This window comes from Megasphaera elsdenii DSM 20460 (genome assembly GCF_003010495.1).
Taxonomy (GTDB): Bacteria; Bacillota; Negativicutes; order Veillonellales; family Megasphaeraceae; genus Megasphaera; species Megasphaera elsdenii.
Genome location: NZ_CP027570.1, coordinates 53,403 through 68,600, shown reverse-complemented (window position 1 = coordinate 68,600; position 15,198 = coordinate 53,403). Strand labels below are relative to the sequence as shown.

13 protein-coding genes are annotated in these 15,198 nt (G+C 55.5%); all 13 read left to right on the top strand.

Annotated features, from left to right (window positions below):
* The first annotated feature begins 169 nt into the window (after positions 1–169).
* The 13 genes from C6362_RS00350 (at position 170) to mtaB (ending at position 15,119) form a co-directional block, all read left to right on the top strand.
* A complete protein-coding gene (locus C6362_RS00350) occupies positions 170–493 on the top strand; it encodes a YerC/YecD family TrpR-related protein (RefSeq protein WP_014016396.1) in 324 nt (107 codons plus the stop codon).
* 16 nt (positions 494–509) lie between these two features.
* Complete coding sequence (locus C6362_RS00345; protein WP_014016397.1) at positions 510–1,076, top strand: hypothetical protein; 567 nt, start codon at positions 510–512, stop codon at positions 1,074–1,076.
* A gap of 20 nt (positions 1,077–1,096) precedes the next feature.
* A complete protein-coding gene (locus C6362_RS00340) occupies positions 1,097–2,614 on the top strand; it encodes an FGGY-family carbohydrate kinase (RefSeq protein WP_014016398.1) in 1,518 nt (505 codons plus the stop codon).
* Between the two features lie 911 nt (positions 2,615–3,525).
* A complete protein-coding gene (locus C6362_RS00335; protein WP_014016399.1) occupies positions 3,526–4,380 on the top strand; it encodes a 3-hydroxybutyryl-CoA dehydrogenase in 855 nt (284 codons plus the stop codon).
* Positions 4,381–4,572: 192 nt separating this feature from the next.
* Entirely contained in the window at positions 4,573–5,355 is a 783-nt protein-coding gene (locus C6362_RS00330; protein ID WP_014016400.1) for a short-chain-enoyl-CoA hydratase, read from the top strand.
* A 184-nt stretch (positions 5,356–5,539) separates the two neighbouring features.
* Positions 5,540–7,153, top strand: a complete 1,614-nt coding sequence (locus tag C6362_RS00325; RefSeq protein ID WP_014016401.1) for a hypothetical protein — start codon at positions 5,540–5,542, stop codon at positions 7,151–7,153.
* A 199-nt stretch (positions 7,154–7,352) separates the two neighbouring features.
* On the top strand, positions 7,353–8,387 hold the full coding sequence (gene hrcA / locus C6362_RS00320) for a heat-inducible transcriptional repressor HrcA (RefSeq protein WP_014016402.1): 1,035 nt from the start codon (positions 7,353–7,355) through the stop codon (positions 8,385–8,387).
* A 16-nt stretch (positions 8,388–8,403) separates the two neighbouring features.
* The gene (gene grpE / locus C6362_RS00315; RefSeq protein WP_014016403.1) at positions 8,404–9,015 is read left to right on the top strand and encodes a nucleotide exchange factor GrpE; all 612 of its coding nucleotides are present in this window, start codon (positions 8,404–8,406) and stop codon (positions 9,013–9,015) included.
* Between the two features lie 33 nt (positions 9,016–9,048).
* On the top strand, positions 9,049–10,908 hold the full coding sequence (dnaK, locus tag C6362_RS00310) for a molecular chaperone DnaK (RefSeq protein WP_014016404.1): 1,860 nt from the start codon (positions 9,049–9,051) through the stop codon (positions 10,906–10,908).
* Positions 10,909–10,932: 24 nt separating this feature from the next.
* A complete protein-coding gene (gene dnaJ, locus C6362_RS00305; RefSeq protein ID WP_014016405.1) occupies positions 10,933–12,192 on the top strand; it encodes a molecular chaperone DnaJ in 1,260 nt (419 codons plus the stop codon).
* Positions 12,193–12,206: 14 nt separating this feature from the next.
* Positions 12,207–13,082 (top strand): 50S ribosomal protein L11 methyltransferase, encoded by an 876-nt coding sequence (prmA, locus tag C6362_RS00300; protein ID WP_014016406.1) that lies wholly within the window; start codon positions 12,207–12,209, stop codon positions 13,080–13,082.
* A gap of 4 nt (positions 13,083–13,086) precedes the next feature.
* Positions 13,087–13,815 (top strand): 16S rRNA (uracil(1498)-N(3))-methyltransferase, encoded by a 729-nt coding sequence (locus C6362_RS00295; RefSeq protein ID WP_014016407.1) that lies wholly within the window; start codon positions 13,087–13,089, stop codon positions 13,813–13,815.
* The gene (gene mtaB / locus C6362_RS00290) at positions 13,815–15,119 is read left to right on the top strand and encodes a tRNA (N(6)-L-threonylcarbamoyladenosine(37)-C(2))-methylthiotransferase MtaB (protein WP_014016408.1); all 1,305 of its coding nucleotides are present in this window, start codon (positions 13,815–13,817) and stop codon (positions 15,117–15,119) included. Before C6362_RS00295 ends, mtaB begins: the two co-directional genes overlap by 1 nt.
* Positions 15,120–15,198 lie beyond the last annotated feature (79 nt).

The following is a 15,198-nucleotide window of genomic DNA, read 5'->3' as shown; positions in this document are numbered from 1 at the left end:
TAGGGGCTCGCATGTGGCGAGCCCGCGCGAATCCTGTAGACATCCCGGTGGGTATTTGGATGATTTGGGATGAATGATAGAGACGCCCTCGACAGATTCCTGGTCATGCCGTATAATATTTTTAGTGTTTAACGAACTAAAGGAAATGGTCATAGAAAGAGGGATTGTCATGGCAGTGAATGAAAAATTGCGAGATCATTTGCACGATCAGCTGTTTCGTGCTATTTTGGAATTGAAAAGTGTCGACGAATGTTATGAATTTTTTGAAGACCTTTGTACCATTCAGGAAATGAAGGCCATTTCGGCCCGCCTGGAAGTGGCCCGCATGCTCAAGGCCGGCGATATCTATGAAGACATCGTCCGGAAGACCGGTGCCAGCACGGCGACGATCAGCCGCATCAAGCGCTGCCTGGTCTACGGCAGCGGCGGCTATGAGAAAATCCTCACGCGCATGGCCGAAAAGGACCCGGATTTCCTGAAGTTATCCAAGTAGGAGGGTAGCCGCTTTTATGAAGGCTAAGATTGATGTCACTATTTTCCATAATGGTGATATGGATATATTGCATGCTTCCATTTATGAAGAGTTGTGGAAGGATTATTGTACATTTAAGAAACGGGCTGCTATGCAGCAGGAGAAGGGAACCAAGAAAGGGACGTTCCTGGCCCGGCGCTATTACCGGGCGGCGCTCCTTTCCTTGTTCGCTTTCTTCGAAGGCGTCTTGAACAACTGGATCAAGACGATCATCCAGGAACGGCAGGAATTTGCCGGCGTCGAACGGCAGGATACGCTCAAGAAATGCGACGCCATGGTGGAATACTGCTTTTTCTGTTCCTACACCAAGCGGCCCGGTACGTTTTGTTCGCTCTACGGCTACATCAACCGCTATGAACAGCACGACCTGGCCCTCATCGAGCACATCGACGGCCAGACCCTGGGGCGGATCGAGACGGCCATGGAAGAGTTCTTCTGTTATGTCGAAGCCATGACCGCCCTGCGCCGTTTTCCCAAGCCGAATGAATCGACGACGGGCCTCGTGAGCCGCCTTGGCGGGATGGTAAAGGACTGCCGCGGGTGAACGGAAAGGATGTGTTACCCATGAGTGACAAGTATTATCTCGGTTTCGACGCCGGCACGCAGAGCGTCAAAGTCGCCGTCTATGACGAGGACCAGCACTGCCTGGCCATGGACACGGCCAAGACGCATCTGGCCTATCCCCATCCGGGCTGGGTCCAGATGGACGTCGATGAATATTACCGCCTCATCAAGCAGTGCATGGCTTCGTGCAGCCGCCAGATGGAGGAAAAGGGCTGGGACGTAAAGAAGGTCCGGGCCATTATGGGCGACGGGATCATCTGCGGCATCGCCGGCATCGACGCCGACGGCCATGCTATCACACCGTATGTCAATTACCTCGACAGCCGCACGGCCGACGACGTGGAAGCCCTGAAGGCGAAGAAACTCGCTATCTGGGGGAAAGAAACAGGCAATGCCGAACCGAACATCATGTTCCCGGCCATGTTCGCCCGCTGGTTCATGAAGAACATCCCGGCCTGGCAGGAAAAGGGCGTCAAGTTCGTCCACAACTGCCCGTATGTCCTCATGCACCTGGCCGGCCTCAAAGGGGAAGACGCCTTCATCGACTGGGGCGCCATGTCCGGCTGGGGCCTGGGCTACGACGTAGTCCAGAAGAAATGGTCGCCGGAGCAGTTGGAAATCCTGGGCATCCCGGAAACGTATATGCCCCGCATTGTCAAGCCCTGGGACATCATCGGCACGCTCTGTGAAGAAGATGCCATGGAAACGGGCTTCCCCGCAGGCATCCCCATCTGCGCCGGCGCCGGTGATACGATGGAATCCATGATGGGCAGCGGCATCCTGGAAGCGGGCCGCGCTGTCGACGTCGCCGGAACGTGTGCCATGTTCTGCGCCGCCACCGACGGCATCATCCCGGAACTGTCCGTGCCGGGGAGCAACCTCATTTTCAACTCCGGCACCCTGCCGGGGACGTATTTCTACTGGGGCATGGTCCGCACGGGCGGCCTGGCCCTGCGCTGGTTCAAGGACAGCATCGCCCGCGAAGAAGGCGATGATTACTACGGGACCCTGGACGAACTGGCCAAGCGCCATCAGCCCGGCTGCGACGGGGCCATGTTCATTCCCTACCTGACCGGCGGCAATGGGGACTATCCCAACGTCCGCGGGACCTTCACGGGCCTGACCCTCGATTCCGACCAGGGTGCTATGTGGCGCTGCGTCCTCGAAGGCATCGGCTACGACTACATGGAAATCACCGACCGCTACCGTAAGGCTGGCATCGACCTGACCCAGCTGACCATCACCGAAGGCGGCAGCCGCGACGAACTGTGGAACCAGATCAAGGCCGACATGCTGGATACGAAAGTCGTGACCCTGAAAGTCGCCGGCGGTGCCGTCCCGACCAACTGCATCGTCGCCGCTTATGCCGCAGGCGACATTCCGGATCTCAAACAGGCCCTCCAGCGCCAGCTGGAAGTCAAGGCCACCTACGTCCCGGACGAAAACAATACCGCCACCTACCGCAAGGCCTACGAAAAACGCGAAGGCCTGCTCAAAGCCCTGAACGGCGCGTTGTAATCCATTTTCGCAGGCTGCAGTTCGCAGGCCGCTGGCCGCTTCGGACTCAGATGCGGCGGCCCGCCGCGACAGACTCAAAATGAAAACGACGCTTCGGGATACCCTCAGCGCGTAGCGGGCCGCCCTCTGGGACGGCCCCTACGGATGCCGTTGCACGGCAGGTTCGTGGCTCGTGGTTCGTGGCTCGTGGTTCGTGGCTCGTAGGTCGTAGGTCGTAGGGGCCGTTGCACGGCAGAGCCTCAAAGGGACAAGATCGCCTTGGATGACCCTCGACTCGTAAAAATGGTCCCGATTGGGGGCTTTTCGTAGGGGCCGTCCTGATAAGGCGGCCCGCCTGAATCCCGTGAACAACGCAATCCGAAGGGCGGCGCCCGGCTCTCCTCATAGGAGAGCTGTCAGTGAAGCTGACTGAGAGGTTGCTCTTAACTTCAAACTTTAAACTCAAAAAGGGCTTGTCGCACGACGACAAGCCCTTTAAAGTTGTTAGTGGCTAGCAGTTAGTTGTTAGCGGATGGCTTTAAATTTGAAGGTTTTCTCTGCAAACCGCCCTTTGGGACGGCCCCTGCGGAGCGACATCTTTGATGTCGCGGTGACCTGTGATTCCCGGAGGGAATCGCTATCCATGCACTTTGTGAAAAATAGAAGTATCTCCTATGATGTAAGTTCATAACGTCACATACACCTATGAGGCAATTGTATTGAATAATGCGGAGAAGTAATTTGACTTCTTGATTATTGCATAAAATGCATGCCATAAATGTGAAAAATTGAAAAAAGTGCCGTTTTTTAGTGGATTTTTTTGGGAAGTGTGGTATACTATCAGTGTAAGCAGTGAATCTTATTTAGAACGTGCGTGATTTTTTTTAGAGAAATCTAGTGAAAAAAATCACGCGACGAAGGAGGAGTTAAACATGAGTAAAGTAATGGTTATTGGTGCAGGTACAATGGGTTCGGGCATTGCCCAGGTTTTCGCTACGCACGGCTGGGACGTCGTCTTGAACGATATTAAAGACGAATTCATCGCTGGCGGCAAAGCTAAAATCGAAAAACAGTTGACCAAACAGGTCTCCAAAGGCAAAATGACCCAGGAAGACAAAGACGCAACGATGGCTCGCATCTCTGGCTTCGTAACCCGTACCCCTGATAACATGAAAGACATCGACCTCGTCGTCGAAGCAGCTATCGAAGACTTGAAGATCAAATCGGCTATCTTCAAAGAACTCGACGAATTCTGCCCGGAACACACGATCCTCGCATCCAACACTTCGTCCCTGGCTATCACTCAGATCGGCGCAGCTACGAAACGCCCGGACAAAGTCATCGGCATGCACTTCTTCAACCCGGCTCCTGTCATGAAATTGATCGAAGTCATCAACGGCATCGCTACTTCCGAAGAAACGTACGACAAGATCGACAAACTCTCGAAAGACCTCGGCAAAACGCCGGTTAAAGTCAACGACTTCCCGGGCTTCGCTGGCAACCGTATCGTCATCCCGATGCTGAACGAAGCTATCCAGGCTTTGATGGAAGGTGTTGCTTCCAAAGAAGATATCGATAACGTCTGCAAACTCGGCTTCAACCATCCGATGGGACCTCTGGCTCTCTGCGACCTTATCGGTAACGACGTCGTTCTCCATGTCATGGAAGTCCTCTATGATGGCTTCGGCGATCCGAAATATCGTCCTTGCGCATTGCTCAAGAAATATGTCCAGGCAGGTTACCTCGGCCGTAAGACTGGCAAAGGCTTCTACGATTACACGAAATAAGTTAGCAATCTGCTAATCGAATACGGGGCGTGACTTTCACACCCCGTATTATTTTTAGAATCTCATACGCGTATCGGCAGTACGTCTGTCCCAGCCGACAGGGGCGGTCTGGAAGCTGGGTCCCCATAGGGGAGGGGCGTCCTGTTATACATATTATTACTATACTATTATATGTTTTAGGAGGTTTTTCTCATGGATTACCAGAACATTATTTTTGCTGTAGAAGACGGTATTGCAACGATTACGATCAATCGCCCGAAGGCTCTGAACGCTTTGAACCAGGCTACGGTCAGCGAATTGAAAGACGTCGTTGAAAAGATTGCAGCTGATAAAGCTATCAAAGTCGTCATCATCACCGGTGCAGGCGCTAAATCCTTCGTCGCTGGCGCTGACATCAAAGAAATGGCTTCCAAGAACGCTGCTGAAGGCCGCGAATGGGGCCAGTTCGGTCAGAACGTCTTCACGGAAATCGAAAACCTGCCGCAGCCTGTCATCGCAGCTATCAACGGCTTCGCTCTCGGCGGCGGCTGCGAACTCTCCTGCGCTTGCGATATCCGCTATGCAGCTGAAAACGCTAAATTCGGCCAGCCGGAAGTCGGCTTGGGCATCACTCCGGGCTTTGGCGGCACGCAGCGCCTGACCCGTGTCGTAGGCCGCGGCCACGCGAAAGAACTCATCTACACGGGCGGCATGATCGACGCTGAAAAAGCAAAAGCTATCGGCTTGGTCAATGAAGTCTTCCCGCAGGAAGAACTGATGCCGGCTGCTGTTAAATTGGCTAAGAAGATCGCTAAGAACGCTCCTATTGCAGTACAGCTCTCCAAAGCTGCCATCAACCGCGGCATCAACTGCGACGTCGTAACCGGTATCGCTTATGAAGCTGAAGTCTTCGGCCTCTGCTTCTCCACGGCTGACCAGAAGGAAGGCATGGCTGCTTTCTGCGAAAAACGCAAAGCAACGTTTGAAGGTAAATAATTCCATTGTTTGACTCCTAATAGAGAAAGGACCTGTCGCTGTGCGGCAGGTCCTTTTCCGTTGTCCGTGACTAGGAGAACCACGAGCCACGAGTCTCCATCAAATTGTGTCACAACGGCCACAAGAAGGCTAACCAGGCGTGGTATAATGAATTGCAAAAAATTCAATTCGAGGTGACCTCTTCATGAAAGGTAAACATATTACCGCGCTGGCTGTATTGTGCTGTGCCCTCAGCCTGACGGCCCCTGTCTGGGCGGCACCGGCAGTTGAAGGCTTGAGTCAATCTGCTGTGACGGCGACGACAGCCGTGCCGGCAGCGCAGTCTTCTATTCGCGATGTGACAGCTTTGAGCACGGTCTATGGCGATGGCGAAAGCGTCTCGGCTGTGGCCCTCCATTATCCCAAGCCGATAGATGCCAGCCGCCTGAAGACGTCGGACTTCACCGTCGCCGGCAAGACCATTGACAAGGTCTACACCAACGATGTACCGGAAACGGCGCAGACCGGGAAAACAGGGGATTACGTCATCGTCAGCCTGGTTCATCCGGCTACGTCGTTGCCGACGGCAGCTTCCCAGAACAAGCCCAAAGCGGACCAAGGCGATAAGAGTAAAGAAGGGGCTAATGCCCTGAACGGCGGCGATGCGCCTATGTATTCGGACCGTAAGGCACCGGATCTGAGCGTCTCCGTCAGCCAGACCGGGACGGTCTATGCCACAGACGGCACGGCATACGGCCCGACGACGGTTGCGCTGACAGCGGATAAGACGGTCGATGCCGTCAAGGATGCTTTTCAGACTTATCTATATAAGGACCCGGCTACGGGCTATAAAATGCCTTATAATCTGTACTTGCCGAAAGGTTACGACGCTGACAAGACCAAAACGTATCCTATGGTCGTCTTTATTGCCGATGCCAGTGCCAATATCAATGACCCTAAGGCGGTCCTTTATCAGGGCAACGGGGCTATCGTCTGGGCGACGCCGGAAGAACAGGCTAAGCATCCGGCCATCGTCTTGGCACCGCAGTATACGGAAGACCTTATCCGCTCGATCGGCATGATGACGACGGATACGCACCAGTGGACGAAAGGACTGACGCTGGTGACGGACCTTATCCTCGATGTATCCCATAAGTACCGTGTCGACAAGGACCGCATCTACGGGACCGGCCAGTCCCAGGGCGGCATGGCCAACATTGCCATTAGCGACGCGTATCCGGACCTCTTTGCTGGTCAGTATCTCGTCGTCTGCCAGTGGGATACGCAGGAAATGGAAAAACTGAAGGACAAGAATCTTTGGATTACGGTCTGCCAAGGCGATACGAAAGCCTTCCCCGGCATGAATGAAGCGACGGCCTTGTGGGAAAAGGATGGCGCTGTCGTCGCCCGCAGCCGTATGTGGGACAGTACTGGCGGGACGCCTGTCTTTGAACAGATGATGCGGGTCATGGAAGACCAGCAGGCACCGATTAACTATACGGTCTTCCAAGGCGGCAGCCATATGTACACGTGGTCCTTTGCCTACAATATCGAAGGCATCCGGGATTGGCTCTTTGCTCAGACAAAAGCCAAAGATGTCCTGAAACAGACGGCTCCGACCCAGGGGGCAGCCCAGCAGGGCGAAAAGGGCCATGGTCCTAAGGGGAACCCGGCCGGACGAGCCCTGCTCAATACGGGCATTGCCTACTTGTACGGCCTGGGTGTAGCTGCCGATACGGCCAAGGCCAAAGCCTGGTATCAAAAAGCCGCTGCCACAGGTAATCTCGACGCCATCGAAGCGCTGAAAGCGATGGGCTAATCCTTTTTAATTCCATACGACGAAGAATCGACGTAAAAGGGCGCTGTCTTTATGGGACAGCGTCTTTTTTTGCAATTAATTTGACTTTTTGACTTATATTCTCTTGACAAAACATATTCTCCATGCTATCTTATATATAGTCTTAGAGGTCAAATAGTCAGACTGCTAAGAATAGTCAAATGAGCAGAAGGTGAGTACGATGGATTTGGATGCACGAAAACAAAAAATACTGCAGGCCATTATTCAGGATTACATCTCCTCTGCCGAACCTGTCGGGTCGAGAACGATTGCCCGCAAGTATGACTTAGGCGTCAGTGCCGCGACGATCCGCAACGAAATGTTCGATTTGGAAATGATGGGCTACCTGGAACAGCCTCACACGTCGTCTGGCCGCATCCCGTCGCTGAAGGGATACCGCTTTTACGTCGACTGCCTGCTCAAGCCGACGAAGATCACGGACGCAGAAAAGCAATTCGTCCGGGCCTGGTTCCAGGATAAAGTGAGCAGCGTCGACCAGATCTTTCAGTCGACGGCCAAGTTACTGGCCAGGATCACCCACAACGTCACCCTGGTCATGGCGTCACAGCGGCTCAATTCCAAGCTGAAGTACATCCGCTTCTTACCGCTTGATGACCGCCGGGCCATCATGATTGTCGTCACCGATACGGGGCAGGTAGAGAACTGCCTTTACCCCAGACCGGCCGGTGCCAGCCTGGACGATTTGAACATCATCGCCCAGCGGCTGACCAATTACCTGGCCGGCATGGCCATAGACCATATCGATGAAAAGGCCATCGAAGCCTTTCACGAGACCATCGTCGATGACGTCGAATTATACCGCCTGGCATTCCGGTCCATGGGACGGGCCTTCCACAAGGGACAGCAGTTCTATAAAGGCGGGACCATGGAACTTTTGAACAAGCCGGAATTTAAAGATGTCGACAAGGCCAAGAGCCTCTTTACCATGCTGGAAGAACAGGATGTCGTCGCCAATCTTCTTCACGACGAAGGAGAAGGCGAGGCCGTTACGGTCCGCATCGGCGAAGAAGCGAAGTTATCGCCTATCAATGATTGCAGTATCATTGAAGCGACCTTTACCGACCATGATGTAGTCCTCGGCAAGCTGGCCGTCTTGGGACCAGCCCGTATGGAGTATGCTAAGATTATCGGTCTCTTGGATTTCATGAAACAGCATGTGACACATATGCTGGCGCATTACCACGACGATAAGTAGGGAGGGGTACACAGACATGAGTAATAAAGAAAATAAAGAAGAAAAAGACACAGTGTTGAAAGACGACGCAGAAAAAGTCGTCGAAGACGCTGCCAAAGAAAAGGCAGACGAAGCCAAGGAAGCTGCGGCAGATGAAAGTGCCGATCAAAAGGCACCGGATGCCAAAGACGAAGCTGCCAGCGCAGACGCCGAAAAGGCCGCCAAGCTCCAGCAGCAGTTCGTCCGTCTCCAGGCAGATTTTGCCAACTATAAAAAACGCACAGCTGCTGAAAAGCTCCAGATTTCAGAAGTCGTCAAGATGGACGTCATCAGTAGCATCCTGCCGGTCATCGATAATTTCGAACGGGCCTTGCAGGTCCCGCAGGACCAGGTGGCAGATGATGTGAAATCCTTCATCGACGGCTATGAAATGATTTATAAACAGCTCCTGGGCGTCCTGGAAAAGGAAGGGGTCACCAAGATCGATGCCGTCGGCAAACCTTTCGACCCCAATTATCATCAGGCCGTCATGCGCGTGCCCAGTGACGAATACGATGACGACGTCGTCGTAGAAGTCCTCCAGGAAGGTTATCTCCTGGGCGACAAGACACTGCGTCCGGCCATGGTAAAAGTTGCATTCAACGGTTAACCATCGTTTGAAATAAGATTGGAGGAATCTTTTATGAGTAAAGTTATTGGTATTGACTTAGGTACAACAAACTCCGTAGTAGCTGTTATGGAAGGCGGCGAACCTACGGTCATCACGAATACGGAAGGCTCTCGCCTCACACCGTCTGTCGTAGGCTTCTCCAAGACGGGCGAACGCCTCGTCGGCCAGCTGGCAAAACGCCAGGCCGTATCCAACCCGGAAAACACCATTTCGTCCATTAAACGCCACATGGGTGAAAGCTACACTGTAGACATCCAGGGCAAGAAATATACACCGCAGGAAATCTCCGCAATGATTCTTCAGAAATTGAAGGAAGATGCTGAAAGCTACCTCGGCGAAAAAGTCACGCAGGCTGTCATCACCGTTCCGGCATACTTCAACGACGGCCAGCGCCAGGCTACCAAAGATGCTGGCAAGATCGCCGGCCTCGACGTTCTCCGTATCGTCAACGAACCGACGGCAGCTGCCCTCGCTTACGGCCTTGATAAAGGCGGCGACGGCAAGATCCTCGTCTTCGACCTCGGCGGCGGCACTTTCGATGTTTCCATCCTCGAACTCGGCGATGGCGTCTTTGAAGTAAAGGCTACCAACGGCAACACCCACCTCGGCGGCGATGACTTCGATAACAAAGTCATGGAATGGATGATCAGCGAATTTAAGAAAGAAACGGGCATCGACCTCTCGCAGGATAAGATGGCTGAACAGCGCCTCAAAGAAGCTGCTGAAAAAGCCAAGATCGAATTGTCCACGGTCCTCTCGACCAACATCAACCTGCCGTTCATCACGGCCGATGCTACGGGCCCGAAACACCTCGATTTGACCTTGACCCGTGCTAAATTCAACGAATTGACGGAAGACCTCGTCCAGGCTACGATGGAACCGACCAAGAAAGCGATTGCTGACTCGGGCTTCACCATCGACGAAATCGACAAGATCATCCTCGTCGGCGGTTCCAGCCGTATCCCGGCTGTCCAGGAAGCTATCAAATCCATCCTCGGCAAAGAACCGAGCAAGGGCGTAAACCCCGATGAATGTGTTGCTATCGGCGCAGCTATCCAGGCCGGTGTCCTCGTCGGCGATGTCAAAGACGTCCTGCTCCTCGATGTCACTCCGCTTTCCCTGGGCATTGAAACCCTCGGCGGCGTCTTCACCAAGATCATCGACCGCAACACGACCATCCCGACATCCGGCAGCCAGGTCTTCTCGACGGCTGTCGATAACCAGCCGTCCGTTGACGTCCACGTCCTCCAGGGCGAACGTGAAATGGCTGCTGACAACAAGACCCTCGGCCGTTTCGAACTGACAGGTATCCCGGCTGCTCCCCGTGGAGTACCTCGTATCGAAGTCACCTTCAACATCGATGCCAACGGTATCGTAAACGTTTCGGCCAAAGACCTCGGTACGGGCAAGGAACAGAAGATCACCATCAAATCTTCGTCGGGCCTCGATAAGAGCGAAATCGACCGCATGGTCAAAGAAGCTGCAGCTCACGAAGCGGAAGACAAGAAACGTAAAGAAGCCATCGAAGCCAAGAACAACGCAGACTCCCTCATTTACCAGGCTGAAAAGACCATCAAGGATATGGGCGACAAAGCCGATGCTTCCAAAGTTTCGGAAATCAAGGATAAGATCGCTGCCTTGAAAGAAGCCATGAAGACCGACGATACGGATAAGATCAAAGCCGCTTCCGAAGCCTTGACCAAACCGCTCTATGACCTGACCAGCGAAATGTACAAGAACGCTGACGCTGCCCAGCAGGCTCAGCAGCAGGCAGGTGCCCAGGCCGGTGCACAGCAGGCTCAGAGCGATGGCCAGAAAGATGAAAAAGTAGTCGATGCCGATTACACCGTAGTCGACGACGACAAGAAGTAAGATAGATAAGAGGGGCTGCCCACCATGAGTAAAAGAGATTATTATGAAGTCCTTGGCGTTCCCAAAGACGCCAGCGACGCAGAAATCAAAAAAGCGTTCAAGAAATTAGCGCTCAAATACCATCCGGACCGCAACCCGGACAACCCGAAGGCAGCCGAAGAAAAATTCAAGGAAATCAACGAAGCGTACAGCGTCCTGTCGAATAAACAGAAACGCGCCCAGTACGACCAGTTCGGTCCGGCAGCATTCCAGAACGGCAATGCTGCCGGTTCCGGTGCCGGTTTCGGCCAGGGCGGCTTCGGAGGGTTTGGCGGCTTTGGCGGATTCGGCCAGGGCGGCCAGGGCTTCGGCGGCTTCGAAGATATCTTTGATTCCTTCTTTGGCGGCCAGGGCAGCCGTCAGTCGGCCAATGGCCCGCAGCGCGGTGCCGATTTGCGCTTCGACGTAGACATCACCTTCAAGCAGGCTGCCTTTGGTACGGAAATGGAAATCCAGGTCCCCAAGGAAGAAACGTGTGACCACTGTCACGGCAACGGTGCCGAACCGGGCAGCAAAGTCGATACTTGCCCGGACTGCCACGGCACGGGCCAGCAGCGCGTCGTACAGAACACGCCTTTCGGCCAGATGGTCAATGTCCGCACCTGTTCCCGCTGCGGCGGCACAGGCAAGATCATCCATGATAAGTGCAAGAAATGCCATGGCACGGGGACGGTCAAGGTCCGCAAGAAATTGAAGATCAAGATCCCTGCCGGTGTCGATGACGGCGCACGCCTGCGCGTAGCCGGAGAAGGCGAACCGGGCGTCCGCGGCGGCGGTCACGGCGACTTGTACGTCTACATCTTCGTCCGCCGCGATCCCAAGTTCAGCCGTGAAGGCAACGATATCTTGTCCCAGGAAACGATTTCCTTCGCCCAGGCTGCCCTGGGTGCAAAGATTCCCGTCGAAACCCTGGATGGCAAGATCGAACTGACCATCCCGGCCGGCACCCAGACGGGTACGGTCTTCCGCATCCGCGGCAAAGGCGTCCCTGTCCTGGGGTCCAAGAACCGCCGCGGCGACCACCACGTCCAGGTCACGGTCTCCGTACCGAAAGACCTCAATGCCAAACAGAAGGAACTCCTGCGGGAATTTGCCTATGCTGGCGGCGAAACGTGGGTGGGGGAGCCAAAGCCGGCTGAACAACCGGCCGACGGTGACGCCACAGACGCGAAGAACGACAAGAAAGATACCAAGAAGTCTAAGAAGGGCTTTTGGAGTAAGTTAAAAGAAGATCTGGAAAGATAAAGGGAGAATGAACGATGCAATGGAATGAAGTAGATTTGCTCGTTTCCCCAACGGCCACCGATTTGGTGGCCCTTCTTGTTTTTGAATGTGGAAGCAATGGATCGGTCATCGATGACGAACACCCGGACCACAAAGGACGCATCCGCATTACGGCGTATTTCCCGCTGGCACAGGAAGGTCTTGTGGAAACGATACGAGAAAAGATGGGCGCCCTGGAAAGCCGGGGTGTCGATTTGGGCGACTGGAAGGTCGTCGAAAAGAAAGCCGATGACAAGGACTGGCTCTTTGCCTGGCAGGAACATTTCCATCCCAAGAAGATTTCCCGCCATTTCTGGGCGGCACCGGCATGGGAACCGGCCCGGCCGGCGGACGGCGAGGACGTCCTCTCCATCGATCCGGGCCTGGCCTTTGGCAGCGGCTTCCACGATACGACGTGTATGTGCGTCCAGTACCTGGAAGACACGGTGAAGCCCGGCGATACGGTCTTTGACATCGGCACGGGCACGGGCATCCTGGCCATTGCCGCCGCCAAACTGGGCGCGTCCCGCGTGACGGCTGTCGATTTCGATGCCGTCGCCGTCAAGCAGGCGGCCGTCAACGCCAAACTGAACGGCGTCGAAGAGCGATTGACCATCGCCAACAGCGACCTCCTGGCGGCCATCCCGCAAGGGGAACAGGCCGACGTCGTCGTAGCCAACCTGGTGACCAACGCCGTCCTGGCCCTGTTGCCGACACTGCCGCCGTACCTCAAGGAAGGCGGTACGCTCATCGCCAGCGGCATCATCGACGAACGCATCGACGAAGTGCGCCGCGCGGCGGCTGCCGTCGGCTTCACCTGGGTCGATGAACAGTTCCGGAGCGGCTGGTATGCCGTTTTGATGAAGAGGTGAGACTATGCGTAAGATTTTCACGGATTTCCCCATTTGCGGGACCTTTGAACTGTCTGCCGACGATGCCCATCACGTCGTCGTCGTCCTGCGCCATACCGTCGGCGACACGCTGAACGTCACGGACTGCACCGGCGCGACCTATGAATGTTTCATCACCCGCATGGAAGGCCATTCGGCGTACCTTACGCCGGCGCGCAAGCTGTCCGACGGGCCGTCAGCGAACGGCAAGGTCATCCTGGCAGCGGGCCTTCTCAAAGGTGACAAGTTCGACTGGGTCGTCCAGAAGGCGACGGAACTCGGCGTAGGGCGGATTGTTCCTGTACAAATGGAACATTGTGTAGTAAAATTAGATGATAAACGGCGGCAGGCCCGGCTCGGACGGTGGCAGCGCCTGGCCCTGGAAGCGGCCAAGCAATGCGGCCGCGACGACGTGCCGGAGGTAGCGCCGGTCATGAGCTTTACGGAGCTCGTCGACGCCTATGCCGACACGCGCTTCATCATCCCTTATGAACAGGAAACGGCGCCCTTGTCGGAAGCCTGCCACGACGTGCGGACCGGCGACGCCGTCATCGCCATCGGCCCTGAAGGGGGCTATGCAGAAAAAGAAATCGCCTATGCCACGCAGCATCTGGCGTGGTGCCGCACGGTCTCTCTCGGGCCCCGCATCCTGCGCGCTGAAACGGCGTCGCTGGCGGCCCTGTCTATCATTATGTACGAAAGAGGATTCAAGTAATGCCAACTATCGCTTTTGCCACTCTTGGCTGCCGTGTCAACCAGTACGATACGGACAGTATGCGCGGCCTCTTCCTGGCTGCAGGCTTCACGGAAGCCGATTTCAACGGCCCGGCCGACGTCTATGTCATCAATACCTGCTCGGTCACCCAGGTGGGCGAGAAGAAATCGCGCCAGCTCATCCGCCGGACGAAGAAGCGCAACGAGGCCGCCAAGGTCATCGTCACCGGCTGTTATGCCCAGCTCGACCCGGAGCTCCTGACGTCCATGCCCGAAGTCGATGCCGTCGTCGGGACCAATGAACGCAATCGCATCGTTTCCATCGTCCGCGAGCTCCTGCACGACGGGGAAGACGAAGCCATCACAGCCGTCCACGACGTGCGCCGTCATGACGAATTTGAGGAGATCCCCCTCTATCCGTCAGCTGTAGAACATACGCGGGCCGATTTGAAGATACAGGAAGGGTGCAATAATTTCTGCTCCTATTGCATCATCCCCTATACGCGGGGCGCCCTGAAATCGCGCCGTCCCGATGCCATCGTCGCCGAAGCACAGCGCCTCGTCGCCGCGGGATTCAAGGAAATCGTCCTGACCGGCATCCATCTCGGCGCCTACGGCCGCGACCTCGACGACCATCCGACGCTGGCCCACATCCTGGACCGCCTGGTCAAGGAAACCGACGTGGCCCGCATCCGCCTGGGCTCCATCGAGTCCCTGGAAATCGGCGACGACATGATTGCCGTCATGAACAGTTCGGACCGCATCTGCCCGCATCTGCACCTGCCCCTCCAGTCCGGGTCGGACACGATCTTAAAGGCCATGAACCGCCATTATACCGTGGCTGAATATGAAGACCTCATCGCCCGCCTGCGCAGCCGCATCGACGGCCTGACCGTGTCGACAGACCTCATCCTGGGCTTTCCCGGCGAAACGGAAGCCCTCTTTGACGAAACCATGGCGGCCCTGGAACGGCTCCGGTTCTCCCATATCCACGCCTTCCCGTACTCCCAGCGCAGGGGGACGCCGGCTGCGGATATGAAGGACCAAGTCGATACGGCCGAAAAGAAGCGGCGCGTCGAACTCGTCAATGAACTGTCGGCCCGGCAGAAAGAAGCGCTCCTGACGTCCCTGATCGGACAGAAGGCCGCCGTCCTCATCGAAAAACAGGACGGCACGACCGGCGAAGGCTTCACGGAAAACTACGAACGGGCCGTCGTCGGGAACCTGCCGGATGATGCCGCAGGCACCATCGTCGAAGTCACCCTCACCGGTACCGACGGACAGAAGCTGGAAGCTCGTTGTTAGTGTCTCGTGGTTTCGGCCTGCTAACCACTAACCACTAGTTTCCGACACGAAACGGGTAGGGGCTCGCACGTGGCGCGCC